The organism is Myxococcus qinghaiensis (assembly GCF_024198215.1).
GTDB lineage: Bacteria > Myxococcota > Myxococcia > Myxococcales > Myxococcaceae > Myxococcus > Myxococcus qinghaiensis.
Map to the genome: position 1 here is coordinate 494,129 of NZ_JAKCFA010000002.1, position 17,864 is coordinate 511,992.

The following is a 17,864-nucleotide window of genomic DNA, read 5'->3' on the forward strand; positions in this document are numbered from 1 at the left end:
CACGCGATTGACGCGTCCGCCAGCCGGGCCCCACGTCGGCCGCTACTCTCCACGGGCGCGCTTCTGGGCCTCCTCCAACTTGTAGAAGATGCTGTGGTCGCGGTACTTGAGGTCCGGGCCCACCACCGAGCGGCGCTTGAGCGTGCGCAGCTCAGCCTCCTTGCCGGGCACCTCGGCGGGGGGATTCTTGTACTCCCCACACAGGCTGCCGAACACGCGCCGGAAGTTGCCCTCGGCGACGAGGGTGATGCGCAGGCCCAGCGAGGAGCTCTCCTTCGACGGCCAGGTCACCTTGAAGACGTCCTTCTCGGGCGTCTGGATGGTGACCTCCGAGCCGTTCACCTTCGCCTCGATTTCCGCGTCCTCGCAGTCCAGCTTGGAGCCGTACTGAATCTCCTTGGCGTCGACGGTGATGAGACAGTTTGACTTCAAGTGCCAGAAGCCCACGGCCTCGAGCCGAGGCTCCGTCGCGCCCTCCGGCTGGGAGACGAACACCTGCACGTTGCTGCGCGAGCGCGAGAAGGAATAGAGGGCCGGCTCCTTGAGGTCGTAGGAGCCTCCGCCCAGCATGGTGAGGCGCAGCGCGGGGGTGAGCTCACACGTCGCCTCCGGCGTGGCGGGAGTGAGCTCCTTGCGCTGCGCGAGCGCGCCTGACGAGACACAGAAACAGAGCAGCGCCAGCAGACCTGAGACACGGTTCACGAAGACTCCCCGGCGGGAAAAGCGGTGATTCTCGCGAGACCGCCGTGGACCCGTCAATGAGACAGGACGCTCGTCAGCCCCGCTGCGGCAGGCGCACCCACACGCCGCGGAAGCGCTTGCGCGAGGGGTCCTTGAGCTTCTTGCACGCCACGCCGTCGAGCGGCATCGCGCCGTCGTCGCTGAGCAGCAAAATCTCCTCCGCGTCCTCGGGCGTGAAGAACGCCTCCGGGTTGAAGCCCGTCAGGTTGACGTCGCTCGCGAGGACGGGCGCATCCTCGCCGCCGGCCCAGGTGAACAGGTGCGAGGTGCCTCCACCATCGGTGCCACCGCTGATGATGAGGTAGCGCCCGTGCCACCAGGACAGGGAGCGCACGCCCATGCCTCCCAGGTCCACCAGCCGGGGCTCGCCCACGCGCGCGGAGGCGCCCTCCAGCACCATCTCCTTCGGGTTGAGGAGCGGGACGAGCAGCGCCTTGCCCTGGGGCACCGGACTGCGGAAGCCGATGAGGATGGACGCGCCGTCCGCCATCGCCGTCATGCCCTCGATGTTGAGGCCACCGGGCGCCTTGGGGGCCAGGCCCTCCGCATCCGCCAGACGGAACGCGCCGAGCTGAGGCGCCGCGAGCAGGTCGTCCAGCAGCTGCGTATAGGGCCGACCCACGAGCCGGGGCAGGCCTTGCGTCTCCTCGGTGGCGAAGAAGCGCAGCCGGCTGGGCGCCTTCTTCCCGGAGCTGTTGCGTCCATGCGAGGTGAGCCAGAAGGAGTACGAGCCCAAGCCCGTGGCCGCCTCGATGTCCGCCTCCGGAGGCTTCTTCTTGTGGGCCGGCAGCTCCAGCTCGGGTGACAGGTCCACGCTGCGCACGGGGGCACCGCCGCGCCGGGCGTCATAGACACGGAGGATGTTGTCTTCGTCGTCACCCACCACGAACAACGAGCCGCCGAGCGCCACCGCGCCGGAGGCGTCGCACATGCCCTCGAAGACGAGGACGTCGCGACCTGAACCACCCTGGGCCGGAACGCTCTCCGACCCTGCCTGTACGCCCCGGGCCGCACAGCCCGCGATGCCAATTCCCACGATGATGGAGGCCAGCCTCATAGACCCCCAGATCTCGTCACGCCCCCGGCGTGCGGGAAGTCCCCCGGTGGAAAGTGTGGGCTGCGAGACATCCGGGGACACGTCGCGAGCACTCCGCCGTGATGATGCCGTGATGGACCCATGAAACCCGGGTGAGGAGTCCTCAGGCGCGCATGAGGGAACGTGCTCGCGATTCCGCACGGAGCGCACCCATGTCCCTGTCATGTCGCCTGAGAACACTCGCCCTGGTGGTCCTGTTCTTCCCAGTCCCACGCGCCGAGGCGGCCGAACCACCCGAACTCAAGACCCTCGTGACTCGACTCCAGCAAGTCGCGGCGGACACGATGGTCACCGAAGAGGATGGGCTCGCGGTGAGAATCCAGGCCCATGGCCCGGCCGCCATTCCGGCCCTGCTCTCACTTCTCTCGAACGAATCGAAGTCCGTCCGCCAGAGCGCCGGCTACGTCCTCGGAGATATCGAGGGGCTCTCTGAAGAGCACCTGGAAGTGCTCCTGCGGGCCCAACTCCGTGATGGCGGGTTTCTCTCGCAGGCCATCGGCCGCATTGGCACGGCGCGCGCCATTGATTTCCTCATCGCGGGCCTCAGAAACGCTCCCGAGTCGAACTGGCACCTGACAAACGGACTGGTCGTCGCGGGGAGCAAGGCCGCTGTCGCCCTGGCAGAGACCGTCCGCGCTCCGGCACCGCAGCCTCCATCGTTCATCGACCGCGCCTGCGAAGTCCTCCGGACGATGCAGGCCGGCTCGGCCGATGCGGTGGCGCCCCTGCTGGCCGTCGCGACCGGGAGCACCACCCGGCACGAGAACAAGGGTCATGCCATCAGATTGTTGGGCTGCGTTGGCGTCCTTGCACGGCCTGCCATCCCCACCCTCGATGCGCTTCAGCAGAAAGATGGCACCTTGCGAGACGCTGTCGGCGCCGCCATCGCGGACCTCCAGCCACCGCCCGAGGTGGCTGAACTCATCTCACGGCTTCGTGAGGAGCCTTCCTTCCGCACATTGCGAGAGCTCTCGGAGCGTCAAAAGCAGGGGCTGGATGCGGGCAGCGCCGTCTTCGAGCTGCTCTCCAGCAAGGATTGGGAGCTGAGGGCCTTCGCGGCCCAGACGCTCGGCCACATCCAATACGCCCAGGCCATCCCCTCCCTGGTGGACATGCTCGAGGATGACGAGGATTGGCAACGGGTTCTCGCCTCGGTCGACGCGCTGGGTCGACTTCATGCAGTCAATGCGATGAGCCCCCTGAAGCGAGTCGCGCAGAGACATTGGTACCCTCCCGTCAGGCTTGCCGCGCGCAAGGCCCTGAGCCTCATCCGCGACAAGACATCTCCAGCGATTGGCTTCGGAACCCCTGTTGCGTTCGTCACCGACGGAGTCCTGTTCTTCGCACCGCGCAGCCCGACTCCTGCCCTTGTCGCGGGACCCGACGAGCTTTCCGCCTCCGAACTCGAACGGCTGGAGTACGACGCGGTCATCCGTGGCTTCGGACCGGATGGCGTGCACCTGACACCCATCAAGCAAAAGCCCGACTGCGGCCTCCGCGTTCCTCGTGGGCAACTCCTGGGGTCCGACCGGGGCGAATGGGAGGGCGAGCTCATGCACGTCCAAGATGACGCCACCACGACGAGGGTCCTCGATGTCAACACCCACCGCATCCACCGTCTCGGTGAGCACATCATCGCGGTGACCGGGTTGGCTCACCTCATCCTCAATGAAGGAGTGCTCTTCCGGGTCATCCCTCAAGGCCAGTCGTTCGTGGCCAGGCCATGGAGAACCCTCCCCGGAGCTCCCCTGAAATCGGGCCTCCTGTCCAACGGACGCCTGTTCATCTCCTGCCTGGGCGGAGACGTCGTTGTCGACCCCCTGGGAGGCATCCAGATGGCGACGCCCCAGAACGTCCAGAGCGAGGGGAAGTAGCCCCTCGCGAACTTCGCGCCTACTCCAGCTCGCGCTGGAGCTTCGCCAGCAGGTTGAGCGCATCCAGCGGCGTCAGTGTGTTGACCGACACCGCCTTGAGCGTCTCCAGCGCCTGCTGGTGCGCAGCCGGAAGCACAGGGGCGGCCGGGGCCACGGGGGCAGGCTCTCCGAACAGCCCGAGCTGCGCCGTGGACGCCGCGCGCTTGGGGTTCTGCCGCACCGCCACGCGGGGACGCCCCGCATCGTCCAGCTCCCCCGACTCCAGGTTCTGGAGCAGCTCCCGCGCCCGCCCCACCACCTCCGAGGGCAGCCCCGCGAGCTTCGCGACTTCGATGCCGTAGGAGCGGCTGGCCCCACCGGGAATCAGCTTGCGCAGGAAGATGACCTTGCCGCCCTGCTCCTTCACGGCGATGCACAGGTTCTTCACCCGGGTGCGCTCGCGCGCCAGGTCCACCAGCTCGTGGTAGTGCGTGGCGAACAGCGTGCGCGCGCTCACGTGGTCATGCAGGTGCTCCGCCACCGCCCACGCAATCGAGAGCCCGTCGAACGTGGACGTCCCGCGTCCAATCTCATCCAGGATGATGAGGCTCTTGCGCGTGGCGTGGTGGAGGATGTGGCTGGTCTCCGTCATCTCCACCATGAAGGTGGACTGGCCGCGCGCCAGGTTGTCCGCCGCGCCCACGCGCGTGAAGATGCGATCACACAGGCCGATGCGCGCCGCCTTCGCCGGGACGAACGAGCCCGCCTGCGCCATCAGCGCCGTGAGCGCCACCTGCCGCATCACCGTGCTCTTGCCGGCCATGTTCGGACCGGTGATGACGAGCAACTGCGCATCCTCCGGGTCCATCCGCACGTCGTTGGGAACGAAGGACTCCCCCGCCCCCAGCATCCGCTCCACCACCGGATGCCGCCCGGCGGTGATGCTCAGCACCTCCGACGCGTCGACTTCCGGCCGCATGTAGCCATACTCGGACGCGCAGCGCGCGAAGGACAGCAGCGCATCCGCCGCGGCCACCGCCTCCGCCGCCGAGCGGATGCGCGGCGCCGCCGAGGCGACCTTCGCCCGAAGCTCCTCGAACAACTGGAGCTCCAGCGCGCACCGCTTCTCCTCCGCGGTGAGCACCAGCTCCTCGTGCTCCTTCAGCTCCGGGGTGACGAAGCGCTCCGCCCCCACCGTGGTCTGCTTGCGGATGTAGTCCGCGGGCACCAGGTGCAGGTTCGACTTCGTCACCTCCAGGTAGTACCCGAAGACCTTGTTGTAGCGGATCTTGAGCGAGCCGATGCCGGTCCGCTCCTTCTCCCGCTGCTCGATCTTCAGCAGGATGTCCTTGCCGGACGTGGACAGCTCCACCAGCTTGTCCAGCTCCGCGTGGTAGCCCTGGCGGATGAGGCCGCCTTCCTTCAGCACCACGGGAGGCTCGTCCACCACCGCGCGCGCCAGCAGCTCCGCCAGCTCCGGCAGCGCCGTCAGCGGCCCCGCGAGCGACTGGAGCAGCGCCGTCTGGCACCGCGCCAGGGCCGCTCCCAGCCGGGGGAGCTGCGCCAGGGACAGGCCCAGCGCGCGCAAGTCCCGCGCGTTGCCCGCGCCCAGCGACAGCCGGCCCGTCAGCCGCTCCAGGTCCGCCACTTCCTTGAGGATGCCGGTCAGCTCCTCACGCCACACGCTGCGCGCGGACAGCTCCTCCACCGCGTCCAGCCGCGCGTGGATCTCCGGCAGCGAGCCCAGCGGGGACGCCAGCCAGCGCGCCAGCTTGCGCGCGCCCAGGCTCGTCACCGTCCTGTCCAACACGCCGAGCAGCGAGCCCTTGCGTCCCCCGTCGCGCTGCGAGCGCAGCACCTCCAGGTTGGCGCGCGAGGACTCGTCCATCAGCAGGCTGCCCGAGCGCTCCTGGCGGCTGAGCCGGTCCACGTGGGCCGCGGGCGTCTTCTGCGTGTCCTTCAGGTAGCGCAGCGCCGCGCCCGCCGCGCCCGTGGCCATGGGCGCGTCATCCAGCCCGAAGGCGGACAGCGACTGCACCGCGAAGTGCGTGCGCAGGAAACCCGCCGCGCGCACAGGCTCGAAGGCGGCGGCCTCGCTCTCCGCGATGGAGGGCACGCGAGGCAGCCGCGCGCACACCCGCGCGACTTCCGCCGAGTCACGCTGCCCCGCGGACACCAGCAGCTCCCGGGGCTCCACACGCGACAGCGACTCCGCCAGCTCCTCCGCGGAAGCGGCCTCCAGGGCGAGGAACTCTCCGGTGGACGCCTCCAGCAGCGCCCCGCCCCACCCGCGCTCGCTCCAGCACACGGCGGCCAGGAAGTTGCTGTCGCGAGGCTCCAGCACCTCCTCGTCCAGCACCATGCCGGGGGTGATGACGCGCGTCACCTCGCGGCGGACGATGCCGGGCCCGGTGCCGGCCTCCTCCACCTGCTCGCAGATGGCGACCTTGAGGCCCTCGCCGATGAGGCGCGCGATGTAGCGGCGCGACGAGTGGTAGGGGATGCCGCACATGGGCACCTTGTCGGCGCCCTTGGCCCTGGCGGTCAGGGTGATCTGGAGGATCTCCGAGGCCCGCACGGCGTCCTCGAAGAACATCTCGTAGAAGTCCCCGAGCCTGAAGAAGAGCACCGAGTCCGGGTGCAGCGCCTTCACCTCGAGGTACTGGCGCATCATCGGCGTCAGGGACGCGATCTCCCTCGCGCCCGAGCCGTCGCTCGCCTTCTCCCCTTCCGAGCCGACGTCGGGCGTCGGGTCCACGGGGAGCTCCACCACTGCTGCCTTGGCTGCCTTCATCTGCTGCGTCACGGCCATCCCCGCCCTTCTCTCATGCCCCCGCCCCGTGGATCAACGAACGGCTGACCCTACCCGCCGAGTTCCCTAACACGCACGGGTGACATTTCGGCGGACCCGGGTCCGAAAACGGGTGCGCCCACCGGAAGGCGCGGGCATCTTGGCCCCCGCCATGGAGACTCCTTCGACTTCATCCTCTCCCCGGACCCGTTCACCCGCGCCCGTGCCCGCGCTCTTCCGGGTGGCCATCGCGCCGCTCCAGGCCTTCTTCCGCCTCCAGGCCAGCAGCGGCATCCTCCTGGCCCTGTGCGCCGTGGTCGCCATGGTGTGGGCCAACTCGCCGTGGGCCTCCTCCTACGTCGGCTTGTTCGGCGCCCGCCTGGAGCTGGGGGTGGCGGGCGCCCGGGCGTCCTTCACCTTCCAGGAGCTCATCAACGACGGCTTGATGACGCTGTTCTTCTTCCTGGTCGGCATGGAGGTGAAGCGGGAGCTGAGCGCCGGGGAGCTGCGCACGCTGTCTCGCGCGATGCTGCCGCTCATCGCCGCGCTGGGCGGCATGGTGGTGCCGGCGGCGCTCTATGTCGCCATCAACGCGGGCACTCCGGCGATGGCGGGCTGGGCCATCCCCATGGCCACGGACATCGCGTTCGCCATCGGCTGCCTCACCCTGGTGAAGGCGCGCGTGGGCCACGGGCTCATCGTCTTCCTCACCGCGCTCGCCATCTTCGACGACATCGGCGGCATCCTCGTCATCGCCCTGTTCTACGGCACGGGGCTGCATGTGGAGTGGCTGCTCGGAGCCGCCGCGGTCGTCGGCGTGCTGATGGTGCTCAACCGCTTCTACGTCCGCAACGGCATCGCCTGGCTGCTGGGCGGCGTGGCGCTCTGGTACACGATGCACCATGGCGGCATCCACGCCACGCTGGCCGGCGTGGTGGTGGGCCTGTGCATCCCCTCGCGCCCCACCCGGCCGGGCCGGGACGTGCTGGAGGAGCTGGCCACGTACATCCGCGACTGCACCCAGAACGCCGAGGATGAGTCGATGCGGGGCGCGCAGCTGCTCTACATCGAGGATCGAATCGAGGAGCTGGAGCCGCCGCTCAACCGCTTCGAGCACCTGTGGCACGGCTGGGTGGGCTACGGCATCGTCCCGCTGTTCGCGCTGGCCAACTCGGGCATCTCCCTGGAGGGCATGGGGTGGAAGGACCTGCTGGCGCCCCTGCCCCTGGGCATCATCGCGGGCCTCTTCGTGGGCAAGCAGGTGGGCATCTTCCTGTTCACCCTGGCGGCGGTGAAGCTGCGCGTCTCCACCCTGCCTGGGGGCGCGGGGCTGGGGCAGCTCCACGGCGTCTCGGTGGTCGCGGGCATCGGCTTCACGGTGGCCCTGTTCGTCGCGGGGCTGGCGTTCGCCGGCCAGCCCGCCCTCCTGAACGAGGCCAAGCTGGGCATCCTCGTCGGCTCGCTGCTGTCGGCGGTGGTGGGCTATGTCCTGCTCCGCTTCGTGGCGAAGCCGGTGGCGCGGGCGTAACGTCGTACCGTGGTGGCAAGGAGACAGACCCTCCCGTGATTCTCCAGGACCTCAACCGTGTGCGGCAGATCACCGTCATCGCGGCGCGACATGGCTTTGGCGAGGTGCTCGAGCGCGCGGGCCTGTGGCGCATCCTGGGGCGGCAGGAGAAGGTGGAGGTGTCGCCGGAGGCCCAGCGCGCCTCCACCGCGCGCCGCTTCCGGATGTTGCTGAACGACTTGGGGCCCACCTTCGTGAAGCTGGGCCAGGTGTTGTCCACGCGCGCGGACCTGCTGCCCGCCGAGTTCGTCGAGGAACTGGCGCTGCTCCAGGACAACGTGGACCCGATTCCGCTGGAGCAGGTGCTCTCCCAGATTCGCGAGTCGCTGGGCAAGGAAGCCAGCGAGCTGTTCAAGCACATCGACGAGGTGCCGCTGGCGGCGGCGTCGATTGCCCAGGTGCACCGGGCGGTGACGCTGGAGGGTGAGGAAGTCGTGGTGAAGGTGCAACGGCCGGGCATCGCCGCGAGCATCGACTCCGACCTCGGGGTGCTGCGCGGCCTGGCGCGCCTCTTGGAAGCCGTGGTGGAGGAGACGGGCATCTACACGCCCACGGGAATCGTGGACGAGTTCGACCGGGCCATCCACGAGGAGCTGGACTTCATCAACGAGGCGACGAACGTCCGCGCGTTCCTGGAGAACCACCGGGAGCGGACGTACCTCAAGATTCCGCGCGTCTATGCGGCGCTGTCCAGTCGCACGGTGCTGACGCTGGAGTTCATCAAGGGCGTGAAGATTGCTCCGGAGACGCTGGCCGAGGAGGACCGGAAGGCCATTGCCCAGAACATCCTGGAGGCGAGCTTCCGGCAGCTCTTCGACGACGGGCTGTTCCATGGCGACCCGCACCCGGGAAACCTCCTCCTGATGGAGGGCAACCGGCTGGCGCTGCTGGACTTCGGCGTGGTGGGGCGGCTGACGCGGCCCATGCAGGAGACGCTGGTGATGTTGTGCCTGGCGGTGGCGCTGAAGGACAGCGACTCGGTGGCGCGCATCCTCTACCGCGTGGGCGTGCCGGACGCGCGGGCCAACCTGGTGGGGTTCCGCAACGACATCGAGAGCATCCTCGGCGCGCACCTGCCCACCACGCTGGGACAGGTGGACGCGCGCACGCTGCTGCGCGACTTGTTGGACCTGGCGGTGAAGTACCGCATCCGGATTCCCAAGGAGTACGCGCTGCTCAGCCGCGCCTCCATCTCCACCGAGGGCATGCTGCGCAGCCTCTACCCGGAGATGAACATCATCGAGGTGGCGCTGCCGTACGCGAAGGAGCTGCTGGCGGGGCGGTATGACCCGACGCAGCTGCAGGGCGGGCTGATGCGGACGCTCTTGCGGCTGCAGTCGATGGCGCAGGACCTGCCCACGCAGCTGTCGCAAATCCTGCTCGACATGGAGTCCGGCAAGTTCACGGTGACGGTGCGCGCGGACCAGTTCGAGAAGCTGAACGAGAACCTGCGCAGCGCGGCGGTGATTGCCTTCATGGGGCTGTGCGCGTGTGGCTTCATCGTGGGGGCGTTCATCTCCTTCGCGCCCAAGCCGTGGATGTACGGGAACATCCCGGTGCTCGGCGCGGTGGGCATCGCCCTGGCGGCGGGCCTCTTCGGCGCGGCCATCACCTGGTACCTGTTCGGCGGACGCGGACTGGGCAAGGTGCGGCTGAGCCGGTTCTTGAAGAAGCAGCCGAAGAAATAGCCCTGGGTGCGGGGGAGCGAGTCCCTACTTTCCTGGGATGGACCTGCCCTGCCGGCCTCCTCCATTCTCCGCCACCATCGAGGAGGCGTGCACGAAGGCAGGATTTTCCGTGGGCGGTGCGGTGGCCGCGGTGCTGTTGATGCTCACAGGCTGTGGTGGTGCCGAAGCGGAGGGCGTGGTCGAGGAGAGCGCAGTCACCACATACGAAGCGGAGCTCTCCGAGCCGTGCTCCGGGGGTTGGGTGCGCTACTACTTCATGACCATCTACGAGCAGGATTCCCGGTATGCGATAGGCGCCGAGTACTGCAACTGCGGCATGACGTCCTTGCACGGTTGGAGACCGCCCTACTACCGGACGGAGATGATGCCGCGGTGCCTGCCCCCCACGGAGCTGCGGGGTGAGCAGCCAGACAACCTCTCCAGCCCCTGACGATGCCGACGACCTCATCGGGTTCAACGACACGGGCACGGGCGTCTCGCTGTCGGAACGTTGAAGGCCTCCGGCTGGCGGGCTCCGGGGCCCCGCGCCGTGTCAGCCGGCCGAGGCCCACGGCGGGTCAGGGCATCTCGCCAGCGCCGCGGCGGTTGCCCTTCAAGGCCAGCGAAGAGGTTCGGGTCGAGTTTGGCGCGAGATGCTCACGAAACGACCACGTTGAGCACGCGCACCACCTGCTGCCAGTCTCCGTGCACGCGCCGCTCGCCCGTGAGCTTCACGCGCACGTTGCCGCCACCGTCGCCAGTCACTTCGAGCATCAATCGGCCGTGTCGGTCGACAGTCGTCCTCACGTTGGCGATGCCCGGGTTGTCCACCTCGATGTTGACCGCGCGCCACTGGTCGTCCTCGTGGGAAGTCCTGGAGAATGCTGACCCGAGGAAGACGCTGAGCTGCGCCCGGCGCACCTGCCCGCGATCAAGCGAATAGGTCCGTGGAATCTCGCGGACGTCGGGACTCGGCGGCAGCACACGAACCGCCGCCGAGTGCTCGAAGGGCAGCCCTTCCTCGCGCAGCTCGCTTCCCACCACGATTCGCCGGTATGTCCCGCTGAAAGTCACCCGCGCCTCTCCGCGGTGCCGGCCGTCGATGCACAGCCTGTTCAGGTTGGTGTCGAACCGGGCCTGGGCGACCTCGGGAGGCTCGACGCTCACCGTCGAGCTCTTGACCGCGCGGCGGACCTGGATGCAGGTCGTCTGCCCGACTTCAATCGTTCTTCGCTCCTGCGCGGCCACCGAGCCAGCCACCAAGACGAGAAGGAGTGCGAACCTCATCGCGAACCCTCCTCTGCATCCTCCGCCGTCTCGCCGAACCGGTCATTCCAGCCGATGCGCGGCCAGCCACACTTCCCGGCACCACTGCTGTTGCACTTCTGGACCGCCGCCACGTACGCGTCCTCGATGCTCGACACGCCACACGACGCCCCAAGTGCCCGCGTGTGCCCGCCCGCCTTCCGGCTGAACGAGATGGAGCCGAAGCCGGGACCGTCGCATGAGACGTGGACCTGGCAGGCACGCCGCGTGCGCCGCTGGCACGACTTCAGCGCGGCACGCTCCGCTGCTTCCTGTGTCGGCTGGTTGTAGCTGTAGCCGTACGTCATGTCGTCGGCCGTGGCGACCGCGCTCGCGGCCAGCGCTGGGTTCGTTGCCACCATCAGTGTCGCAATCACCAGACTTCGTCGGGCGTTCATCGTGTCCCCCCTCGTGTCTCCACTTCTACGCTCGAAGCCAAGGAAGGTTTTTCAGCGGAAAGGAGCCGTGGGTGTACCGAGCCCTGCCTCTTGTGTGACAAAGAGGCGTCGGAACAGTCGCTCCGTCACGCCTGCTGTCGTGGCCTGGCGCGCGAGACACCTACCTCGCCGCAGAGCAGCCTCGCGAGCAGCGCCGACCGGGACTGGCCCCCGAAGCACGGACCTGCGAACTTCGAAGGTTGCCAGCGCTCATCGGACCTCCCGGGGCGCCCCCTTGGAACACCATCCCCGTTTTTATTGGATTACCAGCTTAGCAGATTCAAATAATGAGTTGTGTTCGAAGCCCCGCGAAGCGTCGCGGGTCGACGGCACGTGCGGCTGGGCCAGACTCGTCCCGGCCGCCCTCGAGAGCTCCCCGGGACCTCCCGGCCGAGGCCGAGAGGTCCTATGAGATTCCCCCAGTGACGGCTCAGCAGGTCTTCTTGATGAGCGCCTGACAGTGCCGGATGGCGTCGGCAATCGTGCAGCCGGTGGCCGTGCAGTGCGGCCGTCCCGTGTTCGGATGCCGGCAGTAATTGAGCACCACCCAACACGCGAGATTGCCCTCGTCCACGCTCACATTGGCGGCAGCGACGTCCGGAGCCTCCTCACCCGGCTCGGCCGACCGCTGCTCGATGACCAGCTCGCGGCCATCCTCGGTGGTCATCACCTGCCCGGCCTCTGGCAGGTTCGCCTCCTCGGTGCCACAGCCGACGAGCGACAGCATTGCCAGGAACATTCCCAGGAGCAGCTTCTTCATGGTCATGCCTTTCTTTGGACGTGAGGACGCCTGGAGGCGCCGCCAGATCGTCAGACAAAATCCGGCCCTTCATGCCTAAGCCGCGAAACTCACAAACACAAACACGTCGGCCCGAACGGCAGACATCAGACAGTCGGGGTGTGGCATTCTGGTGGTTGGCGTCAGGGAGCTCAGGCGGGGCCCCGCTGACTGCGGGGTTTGCATGCGGGGTCCCCACCCGAGGCTCACCCACCCCCAGGGACATCGAGCCCCAAGTCTGAGTGAGAGGGTTCAACCCTTCTGGGAGTTCGCGGGGGTGGAGGAGATGTCAGCGTCATCACCCTCGCCTCCCGCGGCGCCGTCCGCGCCGTAGGAGATGACGACGGGCCGGCCTCCCTCGTTGAGATACACGTAGTCGTTCTGCCACGGGTCCTTGGGGAGCTGCTCCAGCGCCCGGCTCTCCACCAGCGCTCCGAGCCCGGCTTGAGTGTCTGGGAAGTGGCCCGTCTTGGTGTAGTGGAGCTTGAGCGCGGTTTCGAGGGCCTTGATGTCCAACGAGGCCTTGTCCTTCTTCGCGGCCTTCAGTGAGTCCATGACCGACACTCCGACGGCCGTCGCGATGAGGCCGAGGATGGTGATGACCACCATGATTTCAATGAGCGTCATTCCGCGATGGCGACGACGATGCTGCTTGGACTTGTTCGGGTTCATGACTGTTCTTCACCTCATGTGACGTTCTGGCAGGCCCCTGCCCCGCCTCGCGTGTCGCCCTGTCCTTCAGAACCCTGGCTTCGCGCATGGCGCTGCCCTTCCGGGCCCTCCGCCAACCACTGGCGACGGACCCAGGGGGCTCCAGTGCAGGCCACGTGCCGCAACGAAGTGACTCAAGGCCTTGCTAGGATGCCGGCGACACCAAGGGGGTCGTCGTGCACTTGAAAAGTCTTGGGGTGGCTGTCGTACTCGCAGGGGCAGGCCTGGCGAGCGCGGAGCCCCGGCCCGCCCAGCTCATCATCTGGGGAGGCGGCGAGAACATGGCCGAGGCCCAAGCGGCCCTGGCTCGGTGGCAGGAGCGCGCGAAGGCGAACGAATGGGATGGGCTGCTGAAGGTGGCCGAGGGCTACCCACGCATCGTCCCGAGCAACAGCGTGCCGGGCCTCAAGCCGGGCTTCGTGGTGGTGCTCGGAGCCTGTGAGCCCTCGGCGGCGCCGAAGGTGCTGGAGACCGTCAAGGCCTTCGAGGCCGAGGCATACGCGCACACCGTGACGTGGGCGCAGCCGCTGGCCTGCCCCCAGCTCGGCCCCACGTGGCGAGTCCTCAAATCGAGGTCGTGGAAGAAGGCGGAGGGCATGCTGACGGCCGTGGTGCTGGAGCGCCTCGAGAAGGAGGACCTCCCAGACTCCTCCTTCGAGCAGAGCGTACGCGTGACGTTGAGAGCACCGGATGGGCGCCATCTGGGCTCGGACGAGCGCAGCGGACACCCCACCGGGGCCATCGCCACGGGCGAGACAGGGTTCCGCGCCTCGCTGGACGCAGCGGGGCCGACCGTCACCTCCCTCTTCTACGAATCCGGCTGCGGGACCCAACCGGACGTCATCGAGAGGCGGGTGAAGTACAGCGTCGAAAACGGAAGACTGGCCCCGCAGGTGTCCACGGTGTTCCTCGAGAACAGGTCCGCCCACTGCGACCCGTGAAGCCCGGCCTGACCACCATGAGGCTGACGCCAGGCGTCACCGTCACGACGCGCTCGGCGAGCGAGGGGCCCTCCCAAACACCAGGCGTTCAGGCTCGTTTCACGCGCCGCCCGGGTTCCGCTTGCATCCAGATGTTATGTAGTCCAAACACTGAAGGATGGCATGGGATCCTCGAGTATTGAACCCCGACCCGGAGGGTCGGGACCCCGGTGACGTCCTGCGTGAGCTGCGAGGGAGGCTGAATCGCGGCCTCGGACGCAGGCTCCTGCTGGGCGCCCTGGCGCTCCTCGGGCTGGTGGGCTTGTTCACCAGCTACGCGCAGGTGGAGCCCGACGAGGTCGGCGTCATCCTCCGGCTCGGTCGCTTCGCGGGCACGGTGGAGCCGGGCCCCCACTTCCGGTTGCCGTTCTGGGTGGACCGCATCGTCAAGGTGCCCGTGCAGCGCCAGCTCAAGGCGGAGTTCGGCTTCCGCACCGAGTCGGTCAGCACGCGCAACACGTCCTACTCCGCGAGCACCTCCGACCTGAAGCGCGAGTCGCTGATGCTCACCGGTGACCTCAACGTCGCCGTCGTCGAGTGGATCGTCCAGTACAAGATCAAGGACCCGTACAAGTACCTCTTCAAGGTGAAGAACGTGGAGGGGATGCTCCGCGACATCTCCGAGGCGTCGATGCGCGCCGTCGTCGGTGACCACTCCGTCAACGAGGTCCTCACCACGGGCCGCCAGACGGTGGCCACCCAGTCCAAGCTGCTGCTCCAGGACCTGGCGGACCGCTACGAGACGGGCGTGGACATCCAGCAGGTCGTCCTCCAGGACGTGAACCCGCCCGACCCCGTCAAGCCGTCCTTCAACGAGGTCAACCAGGCCATCCAGGAGAAGGAGCGCGCCATCAACGAGGCCTACGCCGAGCGCAACCGCGCCATCCCCCGCGCCAAGGGCGAGGCCGAGGAGGCCCTGCGCTCCGCGGAGGGCTACGCGATTGAACGCATCAACCGCGCAAAGGGCGAGGCCGAGCGCTTCACTCGCGTCTACGACGAGTACCGCAAGGCGCCGGAAGTCACCCGCCGCCGCATGTACCTGGAGACCGTCAGCCAGGTGCTCACGGGTGCCGGACAGAAGGTCGTGATGGATGAGAACCTCAAGGGCTTCACGCCCCTCCTTCGGATGGATGGGGCGGACCCCGTCTCCGCGGGCGCAGCGCAGGTGAAGGAGGCCCAGCGATGAGCCGCGTCGCATTGATTCTCCTCGCCGTCGCCGTGCTCGCCGCGGTCCTGGGCTTCTCCAGCACGTACACGCTGAGCGAGCACGAGCAGGCTGTCATCACCCGCTTCGGTCAGCCCCGGGGCCAGTCCATCACCGAGCCCGGACTCCACTTCAAGCAGCCCTTCGTCGACACGGTGAACCGCTTCGACAAGCGCTGGCTCGACTGGCGCGGAGACCCGAACCAGATTCCCACCAAGGACAAGAAGTACATCTGGGTGGACACCTTCGGCCGCTGGCGGATCGTGGACCCGCTGCGCTTCTTCCAGCGCCTGCGTGACGAGCGCAACGCCCAGTCCCGTTTGGATGACATCATCGACGGCGAGACGCGCAACACCATCGCCTCGTTCGCGCTGATTGAAGCGGTGCGCTCCACCAATCGGCCGTTCGAGGATGACGAGTACACGACCGAGGCCGAGCGCGGGGAGTCGCTGGAGCAGGTCTCCCAGGGCCGCGACAAGTTGACCCGGCAGATTCGCGACCGCGCGGCGGAGATCGTCAAGGAGTTCGGCGTGGAGCTGGTGGACGTGCAGATCCGCCGCATCAACTACGTCGACGAGGTCCAGGTGAAGGTCTTCGAGCGCATGATTTCCGAGCGGCGGCGCACCGCCGAGCGCTCGCGCTCCGAGGGCATGGGCCGCGCGGCCGAAGTCCGAGGACAGCGGGAGCGGGACTTGAAGGAGATCCGCTCGGAGGCCTACCGCAAGGCGCAGGAGATCACCGGCACCGCCGACGCCGAGGCGACGAAGATCTACGCGGAGGCCTTCGGGAGGGACCCGGAGTTCTACCAGTTCATGCGCACCCTGGAGGCCTACCCCCAGGTGGTGGACCGCTCCACGTCCCTCTTCCTGGGCAGCGACTCGGAGTTCTACCGATACCTGCGCAGCAGCGCGAAGAAGTAGGGACACGGCTCCACGCGGGTTCGATTCCCGCCGCCTCCACATTCAGAAGCCCAGCAATCTCACCGGGTTGCTGGGCTTTTTCTTTGGCCTCGTTGCCTCATGTGCCCTCAGTGTGCCCCTCCGGCGTCTCTGCCCAGTGCGGCGTGGTGGGGCACGGGGCGGTCAAGCTGCTGCACCGCGCTCTCCCGAGCCTCCGGCGCGAGGCGGGCGTACCGCATGGTCATCTCGATGGTCGCGTGCCCCATCAGCTCCTGGATGACCTTGAGCGGGACGAACTCCCCGAGGGTGAGGACCCGGCCCGGCTCGTTCTGCTTCTCCTTCCCGAAGGTGCCCGTCAGGAGGGCTTGGCGGACTTGACGCTCGTACTCTTCAGCGCCCCGGCGGGTGTTGATGGGCGATGCCTTGCGGACTCGCTCCACCCTCCCGTTGGGGTGCTGGTACTTCACGTCCACCCACCACGCCTCCTGCACCTTGCCCTCCTTCGTCTTCCACTTCCGCAGCCCACCATGCGGGCCCCGCGCGCGGGGCCTTGCTGCGTGCGCTCCGTTTCCATCCGCGCGTCGTCCAGCACCACGCAGTAGGCGCGGACGCGCTTACCCTCGACGGACACCTTCCGCGTCAGGTGCCCTTCGTCTTTGTGGACCAACCCTCTTGCGGCCAACTCCGTCATCACCTGCCGGGTGTCGAAGCGCCCTTCCCGCGCGATCTCCTGCATGGTCGTCTGGAAGATGGCGACGATGCTCCGTCCGTTGGCGTCCTTCTCGTCCAGCACCATGCCGGGGCGCTTGAGGGCGACGGGCTGCGAGAACGCGGTCCAGTTCGCGGCGACGTAGCCCATGGTGAGGTCGTAAGCCGCATCGGCTGTCGTCTGCGTCTCTCGGGACTCCTTCCGCACGGCGGCACAGAAGGATTGCCCCGCGTCGAGTGCGGCGGCTCGGGCGCGGGACTCTTCTTCGCCGCAGACGAGCGTGCGCGCGAGCACGTCGGCCAGCACCAGCAGCGCCGCGTAGCGTGCCTGCTCCGTCGTTTCGGTGGCCATCTTCGAGGTGAGCTGCCGATGTTGCTCGCGAAGTTCGTCCAGACGCTCCGCACGGATGAATTGCTCCATCAGCGCGAGGATGAAGGCAGGCCCCGCGTGTCCGTGGTGCTTCTCCAAGCCCTGATGCGTGAGCGTGGCGAGGTTCGCGTCACCGAGCGGCTGGGCGCATACCTCCAGTGTCGCGCACGACCAGCATCAGCCGCAGGTGCTCGTCCACCGAGCCGCCCGGCACCAGGGCATCAACGAAGGCCGCCTCACATCACCTCCAATCGCGCTCTGGAGGAGTGGCCGCCGCTGTTTGGGGACGCACTGCTGGCCAGCGCCGCCATGGACCGGCTGCTGCACCACTCCCATGTCCTCACCATCGAGGGTGACAGCTACCGCAACCCACCGCTCGCCAAGCGCACCCGCGCACCGCGCGCGGCCCAGGCCGAGACTGCCGCACGCTGACACGCAACGGAGCCCCTGCCGGACCGGTTTGGCCGAACCCGCTCGGACCACTCCGCTGCGGTTTCCGGGCGCTTCACGTCCGGACCTGATTGGCCGAACCGAACAGCGACCTGATTGGCCGAGCCTTGACATCCAGAATCGCCCGCACCCCGGGGGCCCCCTTCACGTACGCCAAGACCCGCCGCCTGCCTCCACACCTCACGCAGGCGAACACGTCGAAGTCGATCGTCCTCCTGAGCAACTCGGCGTAAGTCCACTCGCGGTGTCCTCTCCCTCATCCGCTCCTTCCTGGCCGCTGCCTCAAGCCCCGCGCTCGCCTCCTCCG

16 protein-coding genes and 1 pseudogene are annotated in these 17,864 nt (G+C 67.9%); 8 read left to right on the top strand and 9 right to left on the bottom strand.

Annotated features, from left to right (window positions below):
* Nucleotides 1-42: 42 nt before the first annotated feature.
* A complete protein-coding gene (locus LZ199_RS04530) occupies nt 43-702 on the bottom strand; it encodes a hypothetical protein (protein WP_253992398.1) in 660 nt (219 codons plus the stop codon).
* 73 nt (nt 703-775) lie between these two features.
* Nucleotides 776-1,798, bottom strand: a complete 1,023-nt coding sequence (locus LZ199_RS04535) for a DUF3616 domain-containing protein (RefSeq protein WP_253992399.1) — start codon at nt 1,796-1,798, stop codon at nt 776-778.
* A gap of 227 nt (nt 1,799-2,025) precedes the next feature.
* Here LZ199_RS04535 and LZ199_RS04540 point away from each other — a divergent pair, with 227 nt between their 5' ends.
* A complete protein-coding gene (locus LZ199_RS04540; protein ID WP_253992400.1) occupies nt 2,026-3,711 on the top strand; it encodes a HEAT repeat domain-containing protein in 1,686 nt (561 codons plus the stop codon).
* Between the two features lie 19 nt (nt 3,712-3,730).
* Here the strand turns inward: LZ199_RS04540 and mutS are convergent, their stop codons facing one another.
* The gene (mutS, locus tag LZ199_RS04545; protein WP_253992401.1) at nt 3,731-6,502 is read right to left on the bottom strand and encodes a DNA mismatch repair protein MutS; all 2,772 of its coding nucleotides are present in this window, start codon (nt 6,500-6,502) and stop codon (nt 3,731-3,733) included.
* Nucleotides 6,503-6,653: 151 nt separating this feature from the next.
* On the opposite strand from mutS, the gene nhaA reads away from it, so the two are divergent.
* The 3 genes from nhaA (at nt 6,654) to LZ199_RS04560 (ending at nt 10,166) form a co-directional block, all read left to right on the top strand.
* On the top strand, nt 6,654-8,009 hold the full coding sequence (gene nhaA, locus LZ199_RS04550; protein WP_253992402.1) for a Na+/H+ antiporter NhaA: 1,356 nt from the start codon (nt 6,654-6,656) through the stop codon (nt 8,007-8,009).
* Between the two features lie 35 nt (nt 8,010-8,044).
* Nucleotides 8,045-9,736, top strand: a complete 1,692-nt coding sequence (locus LZ199_RS04555; protein ID WP_253992403.1) for an ABC1 kinase family protein — start codon at nt 8,045-8,047, stop codon at nt 9,734-9,736.
* Between the two features lie 109 nt (nt 9,737-9,845).
* Nucleotides 9,846-10,166: a hypothetical protein gene (locus LZ199_RS04560; protein ID WP_253992404.1), complete on the top strand. Its 321-nt coding sequence runs from the start codon at nt 9,846-9,848 to the stop codon at nt 10,164-10,166.
* A gap of 206 nt (nt 10,167-10,372) precedes the next feature.
* Here LZ199_RS04560 and LZ199_RS04565 read toward each other — a convergent pair whose 3' ends face one another.
* The 4 genes from LZ199_RS04565 to gspG all read right to left on the bottom strand — a co-directional run bounded on the left by LZ199_RS04565 (nt 10,373) and on the right by gspG (nt 12,907).
* The gene (locus LZ199_RS04565) at nt 10,373-11,002 is read right to left on the bottom strand and encodes a hypothetical protein (RefSeq protein ID WP_253992405.1); all 630 of its coding nucleotides are present in this window, start codon (nt 11,000-11,002) and stop codon (nt 10,373-10,375) included.
* Complete coding sequence (locus LZ199_RS04570; protein WP_253992406.1) at nt 10,999-11,418, bottom strand: DUF4189 domain-containing protein; 420 nt, start codon at nt 11,416-11,418, stop codon at nt 10,999-11,001. Before LZ199_RS04570 ends, LZ199_RS04565 begins: the two co-directional genes overlap by 4 nt.
* A gap of 469 nt (nt 11,419-11,887) precedes the next feature.
* Nucleotides 11,888-12,217: a YgdI/YgdR family lipoprotein gene (locus LZ199_RS04575; RefSeq protein ID WP_253992407.1), complete on the bottom strand. Its 330-nt coding sequence runs from the start codon at nt 12,215-12,217 to the stop codon at nt 11,888-11,890.
* Nucleotides 12,218-12,487: 270 nt separating this feature from the next.
* Complete coding sequence (gspG, locus tag LZ199_RS04580) at nt 12,488-12,907, bottom strand: type II secretion system major pseudopilin GspG (RefSeq protein ID WP_253992408.1); 420 nt, start codon at nt 12,905-12,907, stop codon at nt 12,488-12,490.
* Nucleotides 12,908-13,143: 236 nt separating this feature from the next.
* Between gspG and LZ199_RS04585 the strand changes: the two genes are divergently transcribed.
* From LZ199_RS04585 to hflC, 3 genes are all read left to right on the top strand, one after another.
* Nucleotides 13,144-13,887, top strand: coding sequence for a hypothetical protein (locus LZ199_RS04585; protein ID WP_253992409.1), 744 nt, complete (start codon nt 13,144-13,146; stop codon nt 13,885-13,887).
* A 178-nt stretch (nt 13,888-14,065) separates the two neighbouring features.
* The gene (gene hflK, locus LZ199_RS04590) at nt 14,066-15,112 is read left to right on the top strand and encodes an FtsH protease activity modulator HflK (RefSeq protein WP_253992410.1); all 1,047 of its coding nucleotides are present in this window, start codon (nt 14,066-14,068) and stop codon (nt 15,110-15,112) included.
* Entirely contained in the window at nt 15,109-16,050 is a 942-nt protein-coding gene (gene hflC, locus LZ199_RS04595; RefSeq protein ID WP_253992411.1) for a protease modulator HflC, read from the top strand. Before hflK ends, hflC begins: the two co-directional genes overlap by 4 nt.
* A gap of 266 nt (nt 16,051-16,316) precedes the next feature.
* Here hflC and LZ199_RS04600 read toward each other — a convergent pair.
* Nucleotides 16,317-16,550, bottom strand: a pseudogene (locus LZ199_RS04600) (tyrosine-type recombinase/integrase); the annotation flags it as partial.
* The gene (locus LZ199_RS04605; RefSeq protein ID WP_253992412.1) at nt 16,493-17,206 is read right to left on the bottom strand and encodes a hypothetical protein; all 714 of its coding nucleotides are present in this window, start codon (nt 17,204-17,206) and stop codon (nt 16,493-16,495) included. The pseudogene LZ199_RS04600 and the gene LZ199_RS04605, both read right to left, overlap by 58 nt.
* Before the next feature lie 6 nt (nt 17,207-17,212).
* On the opposite strand from LZ199_RS04605, the gene LZ199_RS46625 reads away from it, so the two are divergent.
* Nucleotides 17,213-17,539 carry an ATP-binding protein gene (locus tag LZ199_RS46625; protein WP_323389200.1) on the top strand — a complete coding sequence of 109 codons (327 nt, stop codon included), beginning with the start codon at nt 17,213-17,215 and terminating at the stop codon, nt 17,537-17,539.
* Nucleotides 17,540-17,864 lie beyond the last annotated feature (325 nt).